Below are 22,262 nucleotides of genomic sequence, written 5' to 3'. Positions count from 1 at the left end.
TGTGGAGGAAAAAATGGGAGTGCCAGAGGGCAAGCGAAGGGAAGACAGGCTCGAGGTGTACGACCTGGCCAGGGCCATGGCCGTGCACACGCTCGACATCACGCGCAACAGGAGGGTCTTCCCGGGCCGCTACGAGAAGGTCGTGAACGGCATCAACGGGGTCGCATGGGAGATCCCGCGCAACCTCTGGCTCGCCAACAACACCAAGGTCGGACCCGGCCAGCCGCCGGAAAACCTCGCGGTGCGCCGTCGCCACCAGCAGACCGCGATGAGCTACATCAACGAGCTCCTGTTCGAGATCGAGATGTGCGAGATGGTCTTTGGCGGCAAGCGCGATGACGACAGCGACGAGAAGAAGCTGTCCCGCAGGAGGATCAGCTACTGGTCGGGTCTCGTCGTCCAGGTCAAGGAGATGGCCAGGGCCTGGATTAAATCGGACATAAGGCGGTTCGGGCAGCCCGAGCCGCCTCGGGGCCAGGTTGAAGTTGCCTGCAACTGCTGGCTTCGCTCCCCGAACCGGAACGCGGCGAACGCGAACAACGAGGGGATCGTGAACTCGTCTGGCAACGTCAGCAACACAGGAGCGGCGAACGGCAATCGGCTCGTCGTCGACTGAGACGGCACGGCGGAAGGAGCGCGGACGCATGGGCCGTAGCCCGCAAGACAGACCGTCGCAGGGAACCGACACCCCGCCGGGACAACACCGGGAAGCAGGGCGCACCGACGGCAACGGCCCCCACGGGGCTATGGAACCTATACGCGATGCGCGCCTCGCGTACGCGCTCTCGCCGGAGGGCCTCAGGGAGGCCGCGGCGAAGTGCCAGCGGGGCAAGATGTGGAAGCCGAGCGTCAAGTCATTCTCGCTCAACGTGCAGGAGAGGTGCGAGCTCCTATCCAGGAGCCTCATGGCGGGGGAGTACGACTTCCCCGAGCCGCACCATTTCATCCTCACGAGGCCGAAGAGGCGCGACTGCTCGGCGCCACCGTTCAAGGACCGCATCGTCCAGCGGTCCCTAATCGACAACGTAATCTACGAGGACATGACGAAGAGCCTGATCGGGGCCAACTGCGCCTGCCGCAGAGGTATGGGCACCGACAAGGCCCGCGACCTGCTCGTGCGCGACCTCAAGCGTCACTGGCACCGCCACGGGCTGGACGGCGGGATCGAGCTCTTCGATATCGCCGGATACTACCCCAATAAGCCGCACAGGCTGGTCAAGGAGACGTTCCGCAAGCGCCTCGACGATCAGACGTACGCCCACGTCGAGCGGGCGCTCGACTCGCAGGCGGGGCGCAACCGACATGACGACGGGGACGGCTTCGGGGCGCGCGGATACGAGGCCGGTAGCGAGCTCATGCAGGTCGCGGGGATCTGCGACCTGGACGGCATGGACCATTACGCGAAGGAGGTCCTCCGCGCCAAGTCCTATACGAGGTACATGGACGACTTCTATATCCTGGACGCCGACCTCGAGTACCTGAGGTGTGCGAGGGAATCACTCGAGGATTACCTCGCGCGCATCGGCTACAGGCTCAACACGTCCAAGACGCACATCCAGCCACTCACCGAGCCGGTCCCGTGGCTCGGCTACACCTACCTGCTCACGGAGCGCGGCAAGGTGATCGTTCGCATGAAGCCGGAGAAGTTCCGCGAGCATATGCGGCGCCTCCGCAGGATGCGGAAGGCTGTCGATGCCGGGCGCATGGCGCGCGGGGCGGTGGACGCAGTCTACGAGTCGTACCGCAGCGAGCTCGTCGACCGGCACGTCACGAGGAAGCAGGTCGTCAAGTTCGAGCAATTCTATCGAGATCTTTGGAGGTAAGTGATGGATAACATCACGGTTTCGAGGGTCGCCGACCCGGCGGCACTGCGCGAGATCGAGGTGCTTCGCGCCCGCCACGAGGACAATGCGGCCATGATCGACTATCTGTCCCTCATGACTGACGTCGAGCTTCCGGTGAATGACGACAGCGAGGAGGGAATGCACCATGAGTAGGTACGCCGAGCGCCTCATGTCCTACTACGTGAGCGGCCGCTGGCCCGCTGAGGCCATCGAGGCCGCATGCGCCAAGGGCAAGATCACGAAGGACGAGCGAGACGCCATCTTGGCGGCCAAGGAGGACTAGCGCATGGAAGTGCTCAAGCTCTTCGCGCCGTATGGGCCTGGCTGGCTTGGCGGCGCGGCGTTGATCCTCATCGCCTTCCATTTCGGTAACCAGTTCTTGTCCGAGTACAAGCTGCAGAACGAGCGCAAAGCCAGCCTTGATATCAAGCGAGAAGAGCGCAAACAGGCCGAGGTCGACGAGCGCGCCCAACGCGACCGCGAGCGCTCCCAGATGGAGGGACGCATCGCCGTGCAGATGGAGCGGTCAAACGCGCTCATGGAGGCCATGAAGACTCTTATGGAGTCGGTTGTCGCGTCAAATGACGTCCTTCACGCGGACTTGGTCCACAGCCAGGCGCGCAGCCAGGGCATGGCAGAGAAGGTCGACCATATCTACGACCGGGTTGACCTCATGTACAACAAGGAGACAGGGAGATAGAGATGACTGATATACAGGCAGGGCTCACGGTGCTGACCGTCCTCGTGGTGCCCTATATCGTGCAGGCTATCAAGACGAAGGCGATGACTGGCAATGTCGCCCGCTGGACGGCCATTGCAGTATCGGCGCTGTGCGGCGCATTGACGGCCATGGCCGGGGGTATGCCGACCGACCCCACGGCGTGGGTTACGTCCATCTTCGCCGCGGTAGGCGGCGTGCAGGTGGCCTATGCCGCCTTCAAGAGCGTTGGCGTTACCGACAAGTGGCTCGACGCGCTCTTGGCGCTCGGCGACGTGAAGAAGGGGGCCTAGCAATGGCAAAGCTGTTCATCATCTGCGGTCACGGAGCCGGCGACCCCGGATGCTGCGCGGGCGGCTATACCGAGGCCGAGCGAGTCCGAGCCCTCGGCATGCGCATCAAGGAGCTCGGCGGCTCCGAGGTCGAGCTTGGCGACATGTCCCGCAACTGGTACGCCGACGGTGGCATCAACCGCCTGAACACCGACGCCCCGGTTGTGGAGCTGCACATGGACGCCAGCGGAATCGCGACCGCGCACGGCGCCCACGTCATCATCAAGTCCGGCTTCGAGCCCGACGATTACGACAAGGCCCTCGCCGACAAGCTGTCGGCGTTCATGCCCGGCCGCGCCGAGAAGATCGTGCACCATTCCGAGCTCGCCAACGTGAACCGAGCCGCGGCACGAGGCATCAACTACCGACTGTGCGAGAACGGCTTCATCGACAACGACGGCGACCGCGAGAAGTTCAATTCCAACATTGACGAGCTCGCGCGTATCTACCTCGAGTGCTTCGGTATCACCGCGTCGAGCGCTCCCACACCCTCGACTCAGGCGCAGCCCGCACCGCAGGAGACGACCGAGGGCTTCGGTGGCAAGTACCGCTGTACCGTCTCAGCGCTCAACGTGCGCGACGCGCCGTCCCTTTGCGGCAATGTCGTGGCCAGCTACTCAGGCGGCCAGACCGTTCTACTCGACGATTGGTACAAGATCGCGGACGGCTACGTCTGGGGACGCTACACGTCGTACAGCGGGCACACCCGCTACGTCGCGGTCGGCAAGGCCACGGGCAAGCCCGAGGCCGACGACTATTTGATCAAGGAGTGACATGAAGCCCAGCGAGAAGCCGCTCGGCCTCGTCTACGCGGTCCTGGCGGTCGTCGCCATGTTCGCGCTCATCTGCATCGCCTGCTCGCTTGCGCGTCCAGGCGATGCGGGCGCGGCTGACGTCGTCACTGTCATGGACCAGTCCGACGGGCCGCTCTACGACCTGCCGCAGGACGTGAATTCCCACATCGCCACCGAGCGCTCTACAAACCGCGCATACATCGTGGTCGAGAGCGACCGCGGCATCGCAATCACTCCGTATCTCGACGAGAACGGAGATCAGGTCGTGCTCGACAGGCCCTAGCATACGGTTGGCCCTCCTCGGACTCATATCCGCGGAGGGCATTTTCTCAAGAAAAGGTGTTGCTACGCCGCCCGTGGTATCCTGAGCAGCACGACGGTCCCAACGGCGCAGATCTCGGTTCTAGAATCTATGCAGACGGGGCACCATCGAACGTAAGACCGTCCGAACCTCGCATGGTCCGGGCGGTTTTCTTATACCGACGCGACGTGATGGGACGTGGTATGGCAGCAACGGATATCGAGCGCGGACTCTCAACCGCCGAGGTCGAGGAGCGTATCGCCGCCGGTAAAATCAACCGCAACATGGAACTCAAGACCAAGTCGGTCAAAGAGCTCATCATCGAGAACCTCTGCACGCTGTTCAATTTGATCAACGTGATCTTGGCTTTCCTGGTCATTTTGACCGGTTCGTTTAAGAATCTGACGTTCCTGTTCGTGGTGTTCCTCAATACCGCTATTGGCGTCATTCAGTCCATGCGTTCCAAGAAGATGGTCGATAAGCTCACGCTGCTGACCTCCAAGAAGGCCATCGCGGTGCGCGATGGCGCCGAGGTGGAGCTCGACCTGGACCAGATCGTGCTCGACGACATCATCCGCCTGGGGCGCGGCGACCAGATTCCCGCTGACGCCGTGGTGGTTTCGGGCGAGGCGCTCGTGAACGAGAGCCTGCTGACGGGCGAGAGCGACCTTATTAAGAAACAGCCCGGTTCCGAGCTCATGAGCGGCAGCTTTATCGACTCGGGCCTGCTGCGCGCCCGCGTGATCCATGTCGGCGCCGACAACTACGTGGCCAAAATTAATAACGAGGCCAAGTACGTCAAAAAGGTCAATTCCGAGATCATGAACGCGCTTAACGCCATCGTGCGCTTTGCGAGCATCATCATGATTCCGCTTGGCCTGGCTCTGTTCGCCTCGAGTGTAAGTGGGCTGTGGGAAGCCGCGGGAACCCCGGGCGATAGCGCGCTTTCGTGGTGCTTCTCCGAGCTGTTGGCTGGTCATGTGCCTTCGTCGGCGCTGCTGTCCACGGTGGGCGCCCTGCTGGGCATGATCCCGCAAGGCCTGGTGCTGCTGACCTCGTCGGTGCTCGCCATCGCCACGGTGCGCCTGGCCCGCCGCAAGGTGCTGGCGCAGCAACTCTACTGCATCGAGACGCTCGCGCGCGTCGACGTGCTGTGCCTGGACAAGACGGGCACCATCACGTCGGGTCGTATGGAGGTCGAGGGCACCTACCCGCTGCCTGTTGAGGGTGTTGGCTTTGGCGTGGACTCGGAGGAGGCGGCTGTTCCCGTCGATACCACAGTGCTCGATTTTGCGCTGGCTAACGTCGCGCGTGCGACTTCGGCCGATGCCAACGAGACCTGCCAGGCGCTGCTCAACTATTACGCTGATCGCCCGGTCGAGGTGTCTGAGCCGCTGTCGGTCATTCCGTTCTCGTCGTCTAAAAAATGGAGTGGCGCTTCTTTTGCGCAGGGCTCCTATGTGATGGGCGCCGCGCAGTTTGTGCTTTCGGAGCGTGTGTTTTCGCAGGTCGAGAACCGTGTCGCCGAGCTTGCCGATACCTGCCGCGTGCTCGTGGTGGCGCGCGTGGACGGCTTTACGCCCGATGGCGATATGGTGGGCGAGGCCGAGCCCGTGGGCTTTGTGACCATCCGCGACGAGATTCGTACCTCGGCGGCCGAGACCATCGGCTACTTTAACGAGCAGGGCGTGACCCTCAACGTGATCAGTGGCGACGACCCTCGTACGGTGTCGTCGATCGCGCGCGTGGTGGGCGTGCCGGGAGCGGACGCTTATGTGGACGCCACGACGCTCGATACGCCGGCAAAGCTCGATGCCGCAGTGGACCGCTACCATGTCTTTGGTCGTGTGACCCCGCAGCAGAAGCGCGAGCTCGTGCAGGCGCTCAAGCGCCGCGAGCACACCGTGGCCATGACGGGCGACGGCGTCAACGACGTGCTGGCGCTCAAGGAGGCCGACTGCTCCGTCGCCATGGCGGCTGGCTCCGACGCCGCGCGCAACGTGGCCGAGATCGTACTCGTCGACAACGACTTTGCCTCGATGCCCGCCGTGGTGGCCGAGGGCCGTCGCTCCATCAACAACCTGCAGCGTTCGGCCTCGCTGTTCCTGACCAAGACGCTGTTCTCGATGGGCCTGGCGGCGCTGTGCATCGCGCTGCCGCCGTACCCCTTCGAGCCCATCCAGATGACGCTCATTAACTTCTTCTGTATTGGCGCGCCGGGCTTTGTGTTGGGCCTGGAGCCCAACAATGCTCGCGTGAAGGGGTCGTTCTTGACGAACGTGCTCAAGCGGGCACTTCCGGCTTCGATTGCGGTCATTTTGGCTGCGGTGCTCGATATCTTTGTGGCGCGCGTGTTTGGCTTTAGCCAGCTCACACTGTCTACGATGTGCCTGCTTACGTCGTGCACGGCGAGCGTCAGCCTGATCTGGCGCATCTCGCAGCCTCTCACGCCCTTACGTGTGGTGCTCTTTGTGTTTGTAGTCGCCGGCATCCTGGTGGGCGTTATCGGATTCCCGGAGCTGCTGTCTATTGCCAACCTGTCGATGGACCAGATGGTTATCTTGGCTGTCATCGTGGTCTTTACCTGCTCGGTGTTCTTTAAGCTCGCCACGATGATGGATTCGCTCAAGCCGCGTCGTCGTCATGCCGCAACTGGTTTTGGCCGCGGTGTGCGTGTCCGCCTGGGTCGCGGTGGCGGCAAGGTGAGCTCGACGGGCTCGACGGCCGAACGTTTTGCCAAGCGCGTCGCCGCCGACATGGCGCAGCGCCGCGAAGATCGCACCGCTCGCGAGGCCGAGGCCCGCGCACTCGAGGGCGTGGCCCAGGCCCAGCCCAAGAAAAAGAAGAGTACCGGAGCTAAGCGCTCTCGTGTGACCAAGTCCGCCCAAGGCATCAAAGTCTCTATGCCCAAGAAAAAGAAGTTGTAACCGCACCTTACAGGGTAGCTAATTTGGGACGGGGCTTTTTTAGCTGCCCCGGCTGATGGCCCCCAGGCTGATGGCGCGATCGATTTGGCCAATTGGCGGCCAGGGCAGCTAAAAAAGCCCCGTCCCAAATTAGCTACCCTCCGATGTTGAATTGGTGCCTTGCTCCTGTGGGGCCGTGGCGATGTTATGCTCTAACCTCAATTGTTTGAATTGCTTCGAAAAGAGGATGCCGTGATCTGCCCGCATTGCCTTAAGACTATCGAGGACGGCGCCTCGTTCTGCCCCTACTGCAACGCCTATGTGGGTCCGGGCGATGGTCCCGAGCATACCGAGTTCGTGTTCTGTGAGGGCTGCGGTGCCCGTCTTTCTCCGCATGATCGTACGTGCCCCAAATGCGGACGCCCCGCTCCGGGTATCCTCTCCGAGGACGCGGCCGCATCCGACCTGGCAGCGGGCCGCACGGCGGGCTTTCCGCGCCTAACGCAAGAGCAGATCGATACCGAGGTGCCGCATGCGCCAGCCTCTGCCGCTGCGGTGCTTTCGGACGCCGCCGACCCCAATGAGACCTGCGTGCTGCCGGCTTTCGATAAGGATTTCGGTATCCCCAAGGTCGTTATTCCCACGCCGGTTTCCCTGCACGACGATCCTCAAAAGTCCAAGCGCAAGGTGCACCCCGACGAGGACGCCTATCACAAGCACAAGCGTCATATCCCCAAGTCGCTCATCGTCATCGCGGTCCTTGCCGTTGTGTGCGGTGGTGCCTATTGGTTCGTGACGGCCGATCCCATGGGTGTTATGCCCGGATTCTATGACCAGTTTGGCCAGGCCGCGCAGACGACCTTCCCTACGCGCCAAAAGGGCGAGGCGACTGAGGACGATACCAAGCAGGACGATTCTGCCGAGGTGGTCCAGGAAGAAACCGTGCTGACCGATGATCAGCTCTATACCAGGCTCGACGGTCTGTATCAGACCATCGTGTCCTACGGTGACGAGGATCAGATCGGCGAGGTCATCGATTCCTTTAACAACGGCTATCTCCGAACGCCGCTGTCCACCCGTCAGGAGCTGTCGCAGAGTGCCTACGCCCTGCGCGACCAGATCAAAAAGACGCAAGATGAGCTCAACAACCTGAAAGTACAGGACGATACGGTCTATGCGGACGACATCGCCCACTTAAAGCAGCTTGCCGAGTGGATGTACGAGCGCGTCGACGTGATCTGCCAGAGCTGGGACATCTCGCTGGCCATTCCCGATGGCGAGTCGATGAGTTCCCACCAAAGCGAGATCCTGGCGCCCATCGCGCAGGGCGGCAACAGCGCGCTGAACCAGTACGACGCCAACGTGGGCTCCTGGAAGCCGCAGCAGCGTTCCTAAAATTAGTTCGCCATAGTCGGCATAACCTACGTGCGCAATTGATGTAAGCCCGTGCTTATTGCTACAATTCGTACAAATATGCTTTAAACGCACGAGGAAGGAACCACATGTTTGGTTTTAAGAATGAGCTCTACACGCCCGAGTATCAGCTTGTCGGCGACGAGTGCGCTGTAATCGAGACGTCGAAGGGTACCATCAAGGTCAAGTTTGACGGCGAGGGCGCTCCCATTCATGTCGCGAACTTCTGCGAGCTTTCCACGATGGGCTTCTATGATGGCCTTAAGTTCCATCGCTATGTGCCCGGTTTTGTCATCCAGGGCGGCGACCCCAATACCCGTGACATGTCCGGCGCCGACGTCGCTGCCGGTCTTGAGGGCCCCGACGGCATGCCCGGTACCGGTGGCCCCGGCTACTGCATCAAGGGCGAGTTTGCCACCAATCCGCGCAACAGCCATGTCGATGGCGCCCTTGCCATGGCACGCTCCATGGACCCCGATTCCGCGGGTTCGCAGTTCTACTTCTGCCTGGGTGCCCAGCATAACCTCGATTCCGGTTACACCGTCTTTGGTGCCACGGTCGAGGGTCTCGATGTGATTTCGCAGCTGCGTGCCGGCGACGAGATCGTCCATGTCGAGATCGTTCACGAGTAAAGGGGACTTTCTTGAATAGCCAGCTGATCCAACAGGGCCGCGCCGCTTACCGCGCGGGTGATTTTTCCGCTGCAGCCCAGATGCTTGGGGCGGCAAAGACTCCCGATGAGATTATGGGCGAGGCCGATCACCTTCGTGGCAACGCCCTGATGCACCTGGGCATGTATGCCGAGGCCGCCGAGGCCTATGCCGCCGCCCTCAACGACGGCACCTACGGCAAGCGCGGTGCGCTGCTCACCAACCGCGGCAAGGCGCTCGCCGCCGTGGGCGACTACACGACGGCCGCTCAGGCGTTCTCTGCTGCTACGCAGGATGCTTCCTATGCCACGCCGTTTAAGGCCTATCTGGGCCTGGGCAATGCGCTGTTCCAGTCGGGCGACTATGCCAACGCGGGTACTGCCTTCCGTCAGGCCGCCATCGACGGCGCCAATCCGGCTCCTGCCGCCGCACTCGGCGAGCTCGGTCGTTGCTTCATTAAGCTCGGCCGTCCGGCGGATGCCGTGGAGACCTACCGCACGGCTATCGACTTTGCCGGCCCCCGCGACGACACGCGTGCGCTCAACGCCGGCATGGGTCAGGCGCTTTCTGCCGCCGGCCGGCCCTCCGACGCACTCGACGCCTTTAACGCCGCTACTGCCGATGGCATCTACCAGCTCACCTCCGAGCAGGCCGACGAGCTTGCCCGCGTGCACGATTCGCTTGCCGCGCTGTCTGCCCAGACGGCTATGGTCACGGCTCCGGCGCCCGCGATGGACGCTCCTGCCGTCGATCCGCTCGATCCTACGGGCGCGACCGGTCAGTTTATGCCCGATCCCTCGGACACCGGCTTCTTTACGCTGTCCGAGTCCGAGATGGTCCAGCAGGACCGTCAGGATCGTAAGCAGGCCAAGGTTCGTCGCCGCCATCGCCACACGGGTCTCAAAGTCTTCATCGTGCTGCTTCTGCTCATTTTGATCGCCGCGGGCGGTCTGGGCTTTGCCTACACGCGCGGCTTTGGCTTCCCGTCCCAGGAGTCTGTCGTTACCGATCTGTTCCAGGCTGCCGGCGACGGTGACACCGCAAAGGCCGAGTCTTGCCTGGCCTCGAGCCTGTCCGAGGACGCCAAGTCGATGATCATCTCTTCGATTCCGCAGGGTGCCACCGTGTCCGTCGAGGGCATGGATCAGTCCATGACCGAGACGACCGCTAAGGTGAAGGCATCGCTGTCCAAGGGCGGCGAGCAGGAGTACACCGTCAAATTCGTGCGCTCCGACAACCATATCGGCTGGGCCGTTTCCTCGCTCGATATGGATTTCTCGGCTGCTGACAACCAGTAGTGACCTTATGGGATTTAGCTTTGCCCGGCGCTTCACCGCAAGTGAGGTGCCGGGCTTGCGCTAGTATGATGAGCTAGTAGTTTTCCAGCAATCATCCAACACATCAGGAGTTGCGTTGTTTTCTTTGATGGATATGTTCTTCGGTAGCTATGCGGGCGATCTTGCCATCGACCTCGGCACCGCCAATACGCTTGTCTCAGTGCGCGGCAAGGGCATCGTCATTCGCGAGCCCTCTGTAGTCGCCATCGACAAGAACGACGAGCGCATCCTGGCGGTCGGTATCGAGGCAAAGCGCATGCTCGGCCGTACGCCCGGCAACATCGTGGCCGTTCGTCCCCTGAAGGACGGCGTCATCGCCGACTTCGACGTTACCGAGGCCATGCTTCGTTACTTTATTGACAAGGCGTCCGAGAAGCGCTATCCGTGGACTCCGCGTCCGCGTGTTGTCGTCTGCGTTCCCTCCGGCGTCACGTCGGTCGAGAAGCGCGCTGTCTTTGAGGCCACGATCCAGGCCGGTGCCCGCCAGGCCTATCTGATCGAAGAGCCTATGGCTGCCGCCATCGGCGCCGACCTGCCCGTCGAGGAGCCCACCGGCTCCATGGTTATCGACATCGGTGGCGGTACTACCGAGGTTGCCGTTATCGCTATGGGCGGCATCGTCGTTTCGCAGTCCATCCGTATTGCCGGCGACGAGTTCGACCAGGCTATCCTCACGCACGTTCGCGATGCCTACAACCTGGCCATCGGCGAGCGTACGGCAGAGGACATCAAGATCAAGGTCGGCTCCGCCGTGCCGCTCAAGGACGAGCTCGACGTCGAGGTCAACGGCCGCGACGTGATCACCGGTCTGCCCAAGACCGTGCGCATCGAGAGCGAGGAGATTCGTCGCGCACTCAACAAGCCGCTCGACGAGATGGCCAAGGCCGTCAAGGACGCACTCGACGCTACGCCTCCCGATCTTGCCTCGGACCTTATGTACTACGGCATTTTGCTGACCGGTGGCGGCGCGCTGCTGCGCGGTCTCGACGTGCGCCTGCGCGATGAGACCGGCGTTTCGGTCAACGTTAGCCCCACGGCGCTCGATAACGTCGTTAACGGCTGTGCCCGCGTGCTCGAGGCCAATGCGTTTGATGGCGGCTTCGTCCAGACCAATGCTTAATTTCCAAAAGGTGGATTCCATTTGGCACGATCTTCGGGTTTCTCCACAAATCTGAATACCAAGCGACAATCAACGGGTATGCGCCCGTTGATTGTTTTCAGCCTGATTTCGGTGTTGCTGCTCACGTTTTACATCCGCGAGGGCGAGGCAGGGCCGATTCATGCCGTGCGTTCGGGCGTGACGACGATTACCTCGCCAATACGCTTTGTGGGCTCGGCTGTGGCGGCTCCCTTCAATGCGATCGGCAACGTGTTCTCTAACCTTACGGCGTCGCAGGACACGCTTGACGAGCTTAAGAAGCAAAATGAGGAGCTGACCTCTAAGGTCGCCGAGCTCTCCGAGGCCCAAAAGACTGCTGAGCGTCTGGAGGGGCTGGTCGGCCTGCAGTCGACCTACAACCTCAAATCGACCGCAGCTCGTATCGTTGGTGCCTCGGGCGATGCCTGGACTTCGACCGTAACCATCGACAAGGGTTCTGTCGACGGGCTTTCCATCAACATGCCTGTGACGAGTTCGGCCGGTGTTATCGGACAGATCATCGAAGTCTCGGCCAAGACGTCCACCGTGCGCCTGATTGGCGACGAGAACTCGGGCGTGTCCGCCATGGTGCAGGACACGCGCGCCCAGGGCATGCTGCAGGGTCAGGCTGACGGCACGCTGCGTCTTGAGTACGTGAGCGTCGACTCCGACGTTAAAGTTGGCGACATCATCGTTACTTCTGGCATCGGTGGTGTGTTCCCCAAGGGCCTTCCGCTCGGCACCGTCTCGTCGGTTGAGAAATCGGCAAACGACGTTTACTACACCATTGTGGTGCGCGCTCAGACCACGGCCGAGAACAATGAGGAAGTGCTGGTTATTACCTCGCTGACCGACGAACAGTCGGCCTCGGATGAGGATGTGAGCACGGCCAACAGCACGCCGCAGGGAACGTCGCGCGATGCTGCGACCAAGACGAAGGACGAGAGTTCGGATGACAGTTCCGACACGTCCGAGACGACCGATTCCGGCTCGAGCGAATAGGGGGCATGTCCATGGATCTACACGAGCAGGGGATGAGCTCCCGCACGTTTGTAATCGCCGCCATCGTGTGCGTGCTGCTGCAGGCAGGCCTCGCACCGCAGATCTCCATTGCGGGCGGTCGCGTCAACTTTATGATTATTCTTGTGTGCCTGAGTGTGTTCTCGGGCGACCCGACCCGTGCCGTCGCGTGCGGTTTTTGCAGCGGATTGTTCTATGACCTGTCCGCTGCCGTGCCGGTGGGCGTTATGTCGCTCCTGCTGACCGTGGGTTCTTTTGCCCTGGTGCACAGCGCCGCCGGTCAGACGGGCGGTACCCCGAGTGCGCGCGGCATCACGGTGGGCACCTTCGCGCTCGTCATTAATGTGATTTACAGCATCATCTTGCTGTTTATGGGTTTGGAGACGAGCTTTGTCGTGGCGATCTTCGGCCATGCGCTGCCGTCTTCGATCCTGACGGGTCTGGTTGCCATTCCATTTTTGATGTCCGGCGTCGTGCCGCAGTCCGGCTATGGATTCTCCGCACGTGGCGGACGCCAGACGGGTATGCGCTTTAAGCCCAAGACCCGCAAGCTCAAATAGGGGAGGCCCGTAGATGTCTTCCCAGATGACGGTTATTATCGCCGGTATCGCGCTGGTCGTTGCCATCGTGGTCGCGCTGGTCATCATGCGTCGGGGCGATTCCCGTTTTACCTACGATACGCAGCATGGAACGGCCCCGCGCGCCACCGAGGGCGAGGGCAATACCGCGGCGACCGCCTTTAAGGGCCGCTTTTCCATCCTCACCGCGGGTGTGGGCGCGATGTTTGCGGCGCTTGCCGTCAAGCTGTGGGGCATGCAGATGGTCTCGTCGGACTATTACGAGAAACAGGCTAACAGCAATCAGACCCGCACCGTTACCACACCCGCTGTGCGCGGCCGCATCCTCGACCGCAATGGCGTGGCGCTTGTCCAGAACCGTCCCTCACTTGCCGTCGTGGCCTACCGCGATCTTGCCGAGGATGAGGTTCTGGTTCGCCATCTTGCCAACGTGCTCGGTATGCCCTACGTGGCGGTTCTGCGCAATATCCAGGACAATTCCGAGGGCGCCCAGAGCCTGCATACCATCGCGACGGATGTCCGTCGCTCCACGGTTGCCTATATTCAGGAGCATGCCGGCGAGTTCCCGGGCGTCAAGATTGCCGAGCGTACCGAGCGCCAGTACCCGTACGGCGAGACGGCCTGTCACATTTTGGGCTATACCGGCACCATTACCTCAGAGCAGCTCGAGGCCCAGAATAAGAAAACCTCTGGCGTTGATGATGCTTCTGCTGGCCGGATTACGTACCAGTCGGGCGATATCGTGGGCCAAGCGGGCGTTGAGAGCTACTACGAAAACCTGCTGCAGGGTATTCGTGGCGAGCAGACCGTCAAGGTCGATGCCTCGGGCAATGTGACCGGTCAGGCCGGCGCCGTGCCCGCGAAGGCCGGCTCCGACATCAAGCTCACGCTCGACCTTAAGATCCAACAGGCCTGTGAGACGGCGCTGGCGAGCGCTATCGAGCTTGCCAAGACCACTGGCTACAGCAATGCCGGCAACGGCGCCGTGGTGTGTCTCGATCCCAACAATGGCGAGATCCTGGGCATGGCCAGCGAGCCCAAGTTCGATCCCTCCGTCTTTATCGGCGGCGTCTCAAATGACGTGTGGACCGAGCTCAATGATGACGAGGGTTCACACCCGCTGCTCAACCGCGCCATTAGCGGACAGTACATGTCGGCCTCGACCATCAAGCCACTCTCGGCACTGGCCGGTCTTGAGTTTGGAACCTACACCTCAACGCAGACAACCAACTGCACGGGCTATTGGACGGGCCTGGGCAAGGCTTGGGGCAAGCGCTGCTGGCTGCATTCCGGCCACGGCACCATGACGCTGCAGTCGGGTATCGCCAACTCGTGCGACCCCGTCTTCTACGACATGGGCAAGGCGTTCTTCTATGACGAGCAACATCCCGAGGGCCTGCAGGAGGTCTTTCGTCGCTGGGGCCTAGGCAAGACCTGCGGTATCGATCTGCCGAGTGAGGGCGCGGGCCGTATTCCCGATGCCGAGTGGAAAGAGTCGTACTTCACCGATGCCTCTGCCGAGGATCGTAAGTGGAATGCCGGCGATATGACCAACATTGCCATCGGCCAGGGCGACATCCTGGTGACGCCCCTGCAGATGGCGTGCGCCTATATGGGTCTTGCCAACGGCGGCAAACAGTACGTGCCTCACGTGTTTTTGTCTGCCGTGTCGCGCGATGGCGACGGCGATGCCTATAAGTACAACGGAAAGGGCAAGAAGAAGCGCCTAGAGGCCAAGATCAACAGCGATTCGGATTTGGCTCTTGTTCGCAACGGCATGCACGACGTGATTTATACGGCATCGACGTCCCTGGCGGCTCACTTTGGCACCCTGACGCCGCAGGTATACGGCAAGTCGGGCACGGGCGAGAAAAGCGGCGAGGACGAATACGCGTGGTTCTGCGCCTATGCACCGGCCGATGACCCCAAGTATGTCATCGCTACTATCCTGGAGCAGGGCGGCGGTGGCTCAGATACCGCGATGCATGTCGTGCGCGACGTGCTCGGCGTGATTTATGACGAGCCCGATACCTCTTCGGCCTCGGGCGATTCTTCGGTTCGATAGGAGGTTGCGATGGATTTTTCTCCGGCGGATCTGTTCCGTTCAACCAAGACCGGCTCTCGCAGCAGCCTGGACCGCGTCAACAAGCAACTTTCGGCCTCGCGCGGCACGTTTCGCCAAAAGGTGCATATCGGTGTTCTCGTGGCTACAGTGGCGCTCGTCGCCTACGGTGCCATCATTATCTGGTCGGCTTCGCAGTTTAAGGCCGATGCCTCGTTCTCACGCCATCTGCTGGGAATTGGCATCGGTGCGGTGCTGGCGGTGCTGGTCTGGCGTACCGACCTGCGCGGTATATCCAATTTCTCGACGGCGTTGCTCGTCATCGACCTGATCGTGATCTTCTCGCCCAAGATTCCGGGTCTGTCCTATACGGGCGGTCTGGGCATGACGGGCTGGATCAAGATTCCCGGTATCGGCTTGACATTCCAGCCGGTTGAGCTTGCCAAGCTCATCACCATCTTCTTTATTGCTACGCTTGGCTCGCAGTATAATGGTCGCATCGATACCGCTCGCGACTACGTCAAGCTCTGCGGCATGCTGTCCATTCCGTTTTTGGCCGTCGTTGCCATGGGCGACCTGGGCTCGGGCCTGGTCGTGCTGGTTTCTGGCGCCATCGTCATCTGTATGAGCGGTGCGCGCCGCGAATGGGTGCTGTCGACCCTGGCCCTGCTCGTGGGCCTGGTGGCCCTCGTCCTGGCGCTCGATTCGGTCTTTGATTCGCTGCTCGGCCACGATGTGCTCATCAAGCAGTATCAGATGAACCGTCTGACGGTCTTTATCGACCCCGATAATGCCGATTCGGACGATGCCTACAACCTGCAGCAGTCGTTGATCGCCGTTGGCTCGGGCGGCTTCTTTGGTAAGGGTTTGGGCCATGCGACGCAGTCGGCCGGCGGCTTTCTGCCTGAGTTCCACACCGACTTCGTCTTCGCCTTCCTGTCTGAGACCTTTGGCTTTTGCGGTTCCTTTTTGCTCCTGTGCCTCTACGTGCTGTTGATCTTTTCGACGATTCGCGTCGCCTTTAAGTGTGAGTCGCTGTTTTTGCGTCTTTCGTGCGTGGGCATCGTTGGCATGTGGGCGTTCCAGACCTTCGAAAACATCGGCATGTGCATCGGCATGATGCCGATTACTGGTATTCCGCTACCGTTTATTAGCTTTGGTTCGTCTTCGATGATGATTCAGCTGCTGACGGTGGGTATCGTACAATCCATATGGCGGCATCGTTCGGGCGCCGCGTAACCGCTGGAGGGGTTTGCTATGAAAATTCCCGTAGATAAGCTGACCCGCGCTTTTAAGATGGGCGCGTCCGTTAAGAAGGATTCCGATACGCCGGTTCGCGTCTCGGTCTATCTGGATTCGTCTGCCTCGCGCTTTCTGGCCGAGACGGTGCGTGACGCCTTTGTTCCGCAGACGACCTCGGGCATTGTGCGCGTCGAACGTCTGGGGGAGGAGCGAATTGCTCCAAAGACCGATACCGATGTGGTGCTGGTGCTCTCGTGTGGTTCCGACCGCTTGGAGAGTGCCGTGCAGGAGCTCGTGATCGCCGGCGCGCCCGTATGCGTGCTTGCCGAGTCTGCTGTGGAGGTGCCGTTTATCGAGGAGTCCACGCCCATGCTCGGCGTGGTAGCGGCAACCGATAAGACGTATCTGCTCGAGACGCTTGCCCGCTGGATTCTCGATCGCACCGACAAGGAAACGGCTTTTGCGGCGAATTTTGCCTTCATGCGCATCGCGGCGGCCAATCGTATTATCACCTCGTGCGCGCTCGCCAATATGGCGACCGGTGCGTTGGTGTTTTTGCCGGGCGCCGATTATCCCGTTATGGCGCTGGCGCAGGTGGGTATGCTCTTTGAGCTCGCTGCCGTCTTTGGACGCGGCATTAAGCCTGAGCGCGGCTACGAGGTCGCGGGCGTGCTTGCCGGCGGTCTTGTGATCCGCGCGGTCACCCGCGTGCTCGTCAAGCAGACGCCGCATATTGGGTTTGCCGTCAAGGCGCTCACTGCCGCCGCGGGCACCTATGGCATGGGCCGTGCGCTCGTTTCGCTTTATGAGCGCGATGTCGACTACAGCCGTGCCAACGAGGTGGTCACTGCCACGTTCTCCCGCGTTCGCGATCTGGTGACCAGGGTCGCGGGCGCTACCCGTCCTATGGCGTCCTACCAGGACGCATCCGATCTCGCTGCTTAGGGGTTTTCCGTTGCGCGTTGCATACCAAGATTGTTTTCATTTAATTGAGCCGCTGCTCGCCAAGGTCGAGAAACCGAGCCGCTATATCGATCACGAGTGGGGCACGCTTTCCAAGGCCGATGCCGATTACCGTTGTTGCCTGATCTATCCGGACGTATACGAGGTCGGTTTGCCCAACCAGGGCATCGCCATCCTCTACAACATCCTTAACCAGGCCGAGGGCATCTCCTGCGAGCGCGGCTATGTGCCGTGGCCCGATATGGGTGACGCCATGCGCGAGGCGGGCATTCCGCTGCTGTCGCTCGAGGGCGCAGCGCCGGTCGCTTCGTTTGATATCGTCGGCCTGCATGTGCCGCATGAGATGGCGGTGACGAACTTCCTCGAGGCTCTCGACCTCGCTGGCATTCCGCTGTTGGCGGCCGACCGCACCGAGGACGACCCCATTGTCATCGCCGGTGGTCCTTCGGTGTACAACCCCGAGCCGTACGCGGCCTTCTTCGATGCTATCCTCATTGGCGAGGGCGAGGAATCGCTGCTCGAGACCTGCCAGCTGCATCGACGCCTGCGTGACGAAGGGGTCCCGCGCGCGCAGATTGTTGAGCAGCTTGCATCCATTGCCGGCAACTACGTGCCGTCGCTCTATGAGGTTCGTCACGACGAGCCCTGCTCGCCGCATGGCTACACCGTGCCGCGTGAGGGAAAGGATGCGCCGACTGTGGTCTACAAGCGCGTCGTCGAGGACTTTGGTGCCACCAATCCGCTGTCGCAGTCGTGCGTACCCTATGCGCAGCTGGTCCACGACCGCCTGTCTATCGAGATCCTGCGCGGCTGCGCCCGCGGGTGTCGTTTTTGCCAGGCAGGCATGACGTATCGCCCGGTGCGCGAGCGCTCGGCCGACCAGATCGTCTCGTCGGTGATTCAGGGTCTGGAAAAGACCGGCTATGACGAGGTGTCGCTGACCTCGCTCTCCACGACTGACCACTCCTGCATTCGCGACGTGCTCGGCAGGCTCAACCGTCGCCTGGAGGATACGGGTATTCGCGTGTCCATTCCGTCGCAGCGCCTGGATTCGTTTGGCGTGGATATGGCCGAGTCGGTCGCCGGCGAAAAGAAGGGCGGCCTGACGTTCGCGCCCGAGGCCGGCAGTCAGCGCATGCGCGACATCATTAACAAGAACGTGACCGAGGAGGACCTGGACCGTGCGGCCAAGGCGGCCTTCGAGGCCGGCTGGAACCGCATGAAGCTCTACTTTATGATGGGCCTTCCCGGCGAGCACGACGAGGACATCGTGGCCATCGCCAATCTGGCCGATCACGTGCTGGAACTCGGTCGTTCCGTGGTGTCCAAGGCTCGTCGCGGCTCGATTTCGGTGTCCATCTCGGTTTCGGTCTTTATCCCCAAGGCTGCCACGCCGTTCCAGTGGTGCCCGCAGCTCGATTACGACGACGTCAAGCGTCGCCAAAAGCTGCTTATCACGAGCGTTCGTAACCGTGCCGTCCGCGTGCATTACCACGATGCCGAGACCTCGCTCATCGAGGCCGCGCTGTCCCGCGCCGGTCGTGACATGACGCCCGTCATCATCGATGCTTGGCGTGCGGGCTCTCGCTTTGACGCCTGGGTGGAGCATTTCTCGCTCGATAACTGGAAGGGGGCTGCTGCCAAAAACGGCATCGACCTCAATGAGCTCGTGCACCTGCCCTACGAGTTGGACTGGCGCCTGCCGTGGGAGCATGTGAACCCCGGTTGCACGCGCGGCTTCCTCGAGCGCGAGTACCGTCGCTCGCTCGAGGGTGTCACGACTCCCGACTGCACCCGCACGTCGTGCACCGGCTGCGGAATCTGCCCCACGCTCCACGCCAAGAATGTATTGATGGGTGATCGCGCATGAGTGAGCGCCTGACCGACAACTCCACGCTCTTTAGGCTTCGTGTTCGCTATGGCAAGCGCGATCGCCTTAAGTACCTGGGCCATCTCGAAGTAATCCATACCATTGAGCGCATCGTGCGCCGTGCGGGACTTCCCTATGCCGTCACGCAGGGCTTCTCTCCGCACATGCGCGCGGGCTTCTCTTCGGCGCTACCGGTGGGTACGTCGTCGACCTGCGAGTGGTATGACCTGTTTATGACCGAGTTCGTGGCGCTCGACGAGGCGTTTGGGCGCCTGGCTGCGGCGTCTCCGGCCGATCTGGCGCCCATTGAGGCGGCGTACATCGACGTGCGCACGCCGGCGTTGACGGCGCAGCTCACGCGCCTGTCGTATCGCATTGACCTGCACTTGGATCCCGAGGCGCCCGTAAGCGCCGACGAGGTGCGTCGCGCGATCGACGCACTGCGCGCGGACCATGGCATCGACTACGCGCGCGGCAAAAAAAGCAAGCGCTTGGATTTGGATCACACGCTCGTGGGCTATGAGCTCACGGCGGGGGATCGCCCGGACCATTTGGTGCTCATGCTCGACACCCATGCCGACAACGAGGGTTCCATGCGTCCGGAAATTTTGCTTTCCGCTGCTGATGTTTTGTTGCAGGGCTTGACCCCGGGCGTGGATGCACCTATTGTTTCCACCGGTATGCAAGACCTCGTGACCATCTGCTCCTACGATGTCGAGCGTCAGAATCAAGCATGCGAGGACGACGAGGGCCGACTCGTCAGCCCCATACCTGTGCGAACTTGTGGATTTGCTCCACATACTCGTTGACGGGGGTATTATCGCCTGCTACTATATTCGGCTGTTGCACTAACTGATGCATGAAGGGCAAGTAAACATGTACGCAATCGTTAACACGGGCGGCAAGCAGTACAAGGTCGCCACCGACGATGTCATCACCGTCGAGAAGATCGAGGGCAATGAGGGCGACAAGGTCACCCTGCCGGTCATCTTCCTCAACGATGGTAAGAAGATCGTCACCGATCCCGACAAGCTGGCCAAGGCCAAGGTTACCGCTCAGATCGTTGAGCAGTTCAAGGGCGAGAAGCAGCTGGTCTTCAAGTTCCACAAGCGTAAGCGCTATCGTCGTCTGAAGGGTCATCGTCAGCAGCTCACCAAGCTGAAGATCGTGAAGGTCCAGGCTACGTCCCGCGCCAAGAAGGCTGTCAAGGCAGAGGCCGAGGCTGTTGCCGAGGCTCCCGTCGCCGAGTAGATTACACTCGTAACGAAAGAGTAGGTATACACAATGGCACACAAAAAAGGACTCGGTTCCTCCCGTAATGGCCGTGACTCCCGCGGTCAGCGCCTTGGCACGAAGCGCTTCGCCGGCCAGACGGTAACCACGGGCACGATTCTCGTCCGTCAGCACGGCACGCACATCCACCCGGGTGAGAACGTTGGCCGTGGCAAGGACGACACGCTGTTCGCGCTGGTCGACGGTACCGTTGAGTTCCACAAGGGTATCAAGCACAGGGTCAGCGTACGCCCGCTCGCGAACGCGTAATTCACCCTTCATAGAGCACATATGTGGGAGGCACTTGAGTTTTAGGATTCAAGGGTCTCCCTCTTTTTTGTAGGAGGCGATTCTGTTGTCACAGTTCACCGATATCAGCCGCATTAACGTTTGCGGCGGCGACGGCGGAGCCGGATGCATGTCGTTTAGGCGCGAGGCATTTGTCCCCAAGGGCGGCCCCGATGGCGGCGACGGCGGTCGTGGCGGCAATGTTGTCATCCAAGCCGATGCTCAGCTGTCTTCGCTGATCGATTACCGCTTTAAGCATCACTTCCGCGCCGAGCGCGGCACGCACGGGCAGGGTGCCCGTCGTAACGGTAAGAGCGGCGAGGACCTGATTCTCAAGGTCCCTATGGGCACCGTGGTGCGCGAGCTCGACCCCGAGACGCAGACACCGATGTTCGAGATTGCCGACCTGGTGCACGACGGCGAGCGCGTCGTCGTGGCGCCCGGTGGTGCCGGCGGTCTGGGCAATACCCACTTTGTGACGTCGGTGCGCCGCGCTCCGGCCTTTGCCCAGCTAGGCGAGCCGGCCGAGGAGCACTGGATTGAGCTCGAGATGAAGCTTATGGCCGATGCCGCACTCGTGGGCTTTCCCTCGGTGGGTAAGTCATCGCTCATTGCGCGCATGAGTGCCGCCCGCCCCAAGATTGCTGACTACCCGTTTACCACGCTCGTGCCCAATCTGGGCATGGTGCGTGCCGGCGAATATTCTTACGTCGTTGCCGACGTCCCCGGTCTTATCGAAGGCGCGAGCGAGGGCAAGGGCCTGGGTCACCAGTTCTTGCGCCACATTGAGCGTACGGCCCTGATCATGCACGTCGTCGACATGACGGGCGGTTTTGAGGATCGCGATCCGATTGAGGATTATCGCATTATTAACCGCGAGCTCGAGCAGTATGGCGCCGAGCTTTCGGAGCGTCCGCAGATCGTCGTTGCCAACAAGTGCGATGCGCCGGGCACGGCCGACAAGATTGCCGACCTTAAGCGTGCGGCGCTCGACGATGGCCATATGTTCTTTGCCGTGTCCGCCGTGACTGGCGCCGGCCTCAACACGCTGATGCTTGCCGTGGGCGAGCAGGTGGCTAAGCTGCGCGCCGAGCTGGCGGTCTCCGATGAGCCGGTCGTTCTGCGCGACGATGAGTGGGAGCGTCGCCGCCTGCAGCGTGAGAAGCGGTTCCGCATTGTCCAGGAAGAGCCCGGTGCCTTCCGTGTGGTTGGTCGCGCGATTGAGCGCATGGTCATCCAGACCGACTGGGAAAACGAGGAAGCCGTCATCTACCTGCAGCATAAGTTTGCGCGCATGGGTGTCGACGACGCGCTCGAGAAGGCCGGTTGCCGCGCGGGCGATGAGGTCCGCATTTGCCAGCGCGCCTTTGACTTTGAGGGCGCCGAGGACTTCTCGGAGTACGAGGAGCTCGATGATGCCGGCGAGGACGTTGCCGTTGAGGCCATTGACGTGGCCGATGCTGCGGATGAGGGCGTCGAGGTTGTCGATGTGGCGGATGCCGCGGACGATGTCGAGACCCCGGAAGGCGAGTAA

Annotated in this window: 23 protein-coding genes; all 23 read left to right on the top strand. The window is 61.5% G+C overall.

Annotated features, from left to right (window positions below; genetic code table 11):
- The first annotated feature begins 13 nt into the window (after positions 1–13).
- The 23 genes from DW029_RS03635 (at position 14) to obgE (ending at position 22,262) form a co-directional block, all read left to right on the top strand.
- Positions 14–616 carry a hypothetical protein gene (locus DW029_RS03635; RefSeq protein WP_118345305.1) on the top strand — a complete coding sequence of 201 codons (603 nt, stop codon included), beginning with the start codon at positions 14–16 and terminating at the stop codon, positions 614–616.
- Between the two features lie 130 nt (positions 617–746).
- Positions 747–1,823: an RNA-directed DNA polymerase gene (locus tag DW029_RS03630; protein ID WP_158572608.1), complete on the top strand. Its 1,077-nt coding sequence runs from the start codon at positions 747–749 to the stop codon at positions 1,821–1,823.
- A 3-nt stretch (positions 1,824–1,826) separates the two neighbouring features.
- Positions 1,827–1,997 carry a hypothetical protein gene (locus DW029_RS11240; protein ID WP_158572607.1) on the top strand — a complete coding sequence of 57 codons (171 nt, stop codon included), beginning with the start codon at positions 1,827–1,829 and terminating at the stop codon, positions 1,995–1,997.
- Positions 1,990–2,127: a hypothetical protein gene (locus DW029_RS11235; RefSeq protein ID WP_158572606.1), complete on the top strand. Its 138-nt coding sequence runs from the start codon at positions 1,990–1,992 to the stop codon at positions 2,125–2,127. The genes DW029_RS11240 and DW029_RS11235 overlap by 8 nt, the downstream gene beginning before the upstream one ends.
- Positions 2,128–2,130: 3 nt before the next feature.
- Positions 2,131–2,544, top strand: a complete 414-nt coding sequence (locus DW029_RS03625) for a hypothetical protein (RefSeq protein WP_118345303.1) — start codon at positions 2,131–2,133, stop codon at positions 2,542–2,544.
- Positions 2,545–2,546: 2 nt separating this feature from the next.
- Positions 2,547–2,855 carry a hypothetical protein gene (locus tag DW029_RS03620; protein ID WP_118345302.1) on the top strand — a complete coding sequence of 103 codons (309 nt, stop codon included), beginning with the start codon at positions 2,547–2,549 and terminating at the stop codon, positions 2,853–2,855.
- Positions 2,856–2,857: 2 nt separating this feature from the next.
- Positions 2,858–3,667, top strand: coding sequence for an N-acetylmuramoyl-L-alanine amidase (locus tag DW029_RS03615; RefSeq protein WP_118345301.1), 810 nt, complete (start codon positions 2,858–2,860; stop codon positions 3,665–3,667).
- A gap of 1 nt (position 3,668) precedes the next feature.
- A complete protein-coding gene (locus DW029_RS03610) occupies positions 3,669–3,971 on the top strand; it encodes a hypothetical protein (protein WP_118345300.1) in 303 nt (100 codons plus the stop codon).
- A 221-nt stretch (positions 3,972–4,192) separates the two neighbouring features.
- Complete coding sequence (locus DW029_RS03605; protein WP_118345299.1) at positions 4,193–6,916, top strand: HAD-IC family P-type ATPase; 2,724 nt, start codon at positions 4,193–4,195, stop codon at positions 6,914–6,916.
- A 231-nt stretch (positions 6,917–7,147) separates the two neighbouring features.
- A complete protein-coding gene (locus tag DW029_RS03600) occupies positions 7,148–8,290 on the top strand; it encodes a zinc ribbon domain-containing protein (protein ID WP_158572605.1) in 1,143 nt (380 codons plus the stop codon).
- A gap of 107 nt (positions 8,291–8,397) precedes the next feature.
- The gene (locus DW029_RS03595; RefSeq protein ID WP_118345297.1) at positions 8,398–8,940 is read left to right on the top strand and encodes a peptidylprolyl isomerase; all 543 of its coding nucleotides are present in this window, start codon (positions 8,398–8,400) and stop codon (positions 8,938–8,940) included.
- 11 nt (positions 8,941–8,951) lie between these two features.
- A complete protein-coding gene (locus DW029_RS03590; RefSeq protein ID WP_233543790.1) occupies positions 8,952–10,256 on the top strand; it encodes a tetratricopeptide repeat protein in 1,305 nt (434 codons plus the stop codon).
- Positions 10,257–10,383: 127 nt separating this feature from the next.
- Positions 10,384–11,415: a rod shape-determining protein gene (locus DW029_RS03585; protein ID WP_006236061.1), complete on the top strand. Its 1,032-nt coding sequence runs from the start codon at positions 10,384–10,386 to the stop codon at positions 11,413–11,415.
- Between the two features lie 78 nt (positions 11,416–11,493).
- A complete protein-coding gene (mreC, locus tag DW029_RS03580; RefSeq protein ID WP_118345296.1) occupies positions 11,494–12,435 on the top strand; it encodes a rod shape-determining protein MreC in 942 nt (313 codons plus the stop codon).
- Positions 12,436–12,446: 11 nt separating this feature from the next.
- Positions 12,447–13,013 carry a hypothetical protein gene (locus tag DW029_RS03575; RefSeq protein ID WP_117735138.1) on the top strand — a complete coding sequence of 189 codons (567 nt, stop codon included), beginning with the start codon at positions 12,447–12,449 and terminating at the stop codon, positions 13,011–13,013.
- Positions 13,014–13,026: 13 nt separating this feature from the next.
- Positions 13,027–15,096 carry a penicillin-binding protein 2 gene (mrdA, locus tag DW029_RS03570; RefSeq protein ID WP_118345295.1) on the top strand — a complete coding sequence of 690 codons (2,070 nt, stop codon included), beginning with the start codon at positions 13,027–13,029 and terminating at the stop codon, positions 15,094–15,096.
- Positions 15,097–15,105: 9 nt separating this feature from the next.
- Complete coding sequence (locus DW029_RS03565) at positions 15,106–16,332, top strand: FtsW/RodA/SpoVE family cell cycle protein (protein ID WP_117742709.1); 1,227 nt, start codon at positions 15,106–15,108, stop codon at positions 16,330–16,332.
- A gap of 18 nt (positions 16,333–16,350) precedes the next feature.
- A complete protein-coding gene (locus DW029_RS03560) occupies positions 16,351–17,280 on the top strand; it encodes a YcjF family protein (protein WP_118345294.1) in 930 nt (309 codons plus the stop codon).
- Between the two features lie 10 nt (positions 17,281–17,290).
- Entirely contained in the window at positions 17,291–19,168 is a 1,878-nt protein-coding gene (locus DW029_RS03555; protein ID WP_118345293.1) for a TIGR03960 family B12-binding radical SAM protein, read from the top strand.
- Positions 19,165–19,977 (top strand): TIGR03936 family radical SAM-associated protein, encoded by an 813-nt coding sequence (locus tag DW029_RS03550; protein ID WP_118345292.1) that lies wholly within the window; start codon positions 19,165–19,167, stop codon positions 19,975–19,977. The genes DW029_RS03555 and DW029_RS03550 overlap by 4 nt, the downstream gene beginning before the upstream one ends.
- Positions 19,978–20,044: 67 nt before the next feature.
- Entirely contained in the window at positions 20,045–20,419 is a 375-nt protein-coding gene (rplU, locus tag DW029_RS03545) for a 50S ribosomal protein L21 (RefSeq protein WP_035138585.1), read from the top strand.
- 33 nt (positions 20,420–20,452) lie between these two features.
- Positions 20,453–20,710: a 50S ribosomal protein L27 gene (gene rpmA, locus DW029_RS03540; protein ID WP_089573443.1), complete on the top strand. Its 258-nt coding sequence runs from the start codon at positions 20,453–20,455 to the stop codon at positions 20,708–20,710.
- A gap of 85 nt (positions 20,711–20,795) precedes the next feature.
- The gene (obgE, locus tag DW029_RS03535) at positions 20,796–22,262 is read left to right on the top strand and encodes a GTPase ObgE (RefSeq protein WP_199582499.1); all 1,467 of its coding nucleotides are present in this window, start codon (positions 20,796–20,798) and stop codon (positions 22,260–22,262) included.

The organism is Collinsella sp. AF38-3AC, assembly GCF_003474365.1.
Lineage (GTDB): Bacteria > Actinomycetota > Coriobacteriia > Coriobacteriales > Coriobacteriaceae > Collinsella.
The sequence above is the reverse complement of the archived record's forward strand: the minus strand, read 5'-3'. Positions and strand labels throughout refer to the sequence as shown.

Bases quoted from the DNA above. Each gene is read 5' to 3' on its own strand.
- DW029_RS03630 (WP_158572608.1), top strand. From the start codon at position 747: ATGGAACCTATACGCGATGCGCGCCTCGCGTACGCGCTCTCGCCGGAG.
- DW029_RS03585 (WP_006236061.1), top strand. From the start codon at position 10,384: ATGGATATGTTCTTCGGTAGCTATGCGGGCGATCTTGCCATCGACCTC.
- rplU (WP_035138585.1), top strand. From the start codon at position 20,045: ATGTACGCAATCGTTAACACGGGCGGCAAGCAGTACAAGGTCGCCACC.
- mreC (WP_118345296.1), top strand. From the start codon at position 11,494: ATGCGCCCGTTGATTGTTTTCAGCCTGATTTCGGTGTTGCTGCTCACG.
- DW029_RS03610 (WP_118345300.1), top strand. From the start codon at position 3,669: ATGAAGCCCAGCGAGAAGCCGCTCGGCCTCGTCTACGCGGTCCTGGCG.
- DW029_RS03560 (WP_118345294.1), top strand. From the start codon at position 16,351: ATGAAAATTCCCGTAGATAAGCTGACCCGCGCTTTTAAGATGGGCGCG.
- DW029_RS11240 (WP_158572607.1), top strand. From the start codon at position 1,827: ATGGATAACATCACGGTTTCGAGGGTCGCCGACCCGGCGGCACTGCGC.
- DW029_RS03595 (WP_118345297.1), top strand. From the start codon at position 8,398: ATGTTTGGTTTTAAGAATGAGCTCTACACGCCCGAGTATCAGCTTGTC.
- DW029_RS03635 (WP_118345305.1), top strand. From the start codon at position 14: ATGGGAGTGCCAGAGGGCAAGCGAAGGGAAGACAGGCTCGAGGTGTAC.
- DW029_RS03605 (WP_118345299.1), top strand. From the start codon at position 4,193: ATGGCAGCAACGGATATCGAGCGCGGACTCTCAACCGCCGAGGTCGAG.
- DW029_RS11235 (WP_158572606.1), top strand. From the start codon at position 1,990: ATGAGTAGGTACGCCGAGCGCCTCATGTCCTACTACGTGAGCGGCCGC.
- DW029_RS03620 (WP_118345302.1), top strand. From the start codon at position 2,547: ATGACTGATATACAGGCAGGGCTCACGGTGCTGACCGTCCTCGTGGTG.
- DW029_RS03625 (WP_118345303.1), top strand. From the start codon at position 2,131: ATGGAAGTGCTCAAGCTCTTCGCGCCGTATGGGCCTGGCTGGCTTGGC.
- DW029_RS03615 (WP_118345301.1), top strand. From the start codon at position 2,858: ATGGCAAAGCTGTTCATCATCTGCGGTCACGGAGCCGGCGACCCCGGA.
- DW029_RS03550 (WP_118345292.1), top strand. From the start codon at position 19,165: ATGAGTGAGCGCCTGACCGACAACTCCACGCTCTTTAGGCTTCGTGTT.
- DW029_RS03565 (WP_117742709.1), top strand. From the start codon at position 15,106: ATGGATTTTTCTCCGGCGGATCTGTTCCGTTCAACCAAGACCGGCTCT.
- rpmA (WP_089573443.1), top strand. From the start codon at position 20,453: ATGGCACACAAAAAAGGACTCGGTTCCTCCCGTAATGGCCGTGACTCC.
- DW029_RS03575 (WP_117735138.1), top strand. From the start codon at position 12,447: ATGGATCTACACGAGCAGGGGATGAGCTCCCGCACGTTTGTAATCGCC.
- mrdA (WP_118345295.1), top strand. From the start codon at position 13,027: ATGTCTTCCCAGATGACGGTTATTATCGCCGGTATCGCGCTGGTCGTT.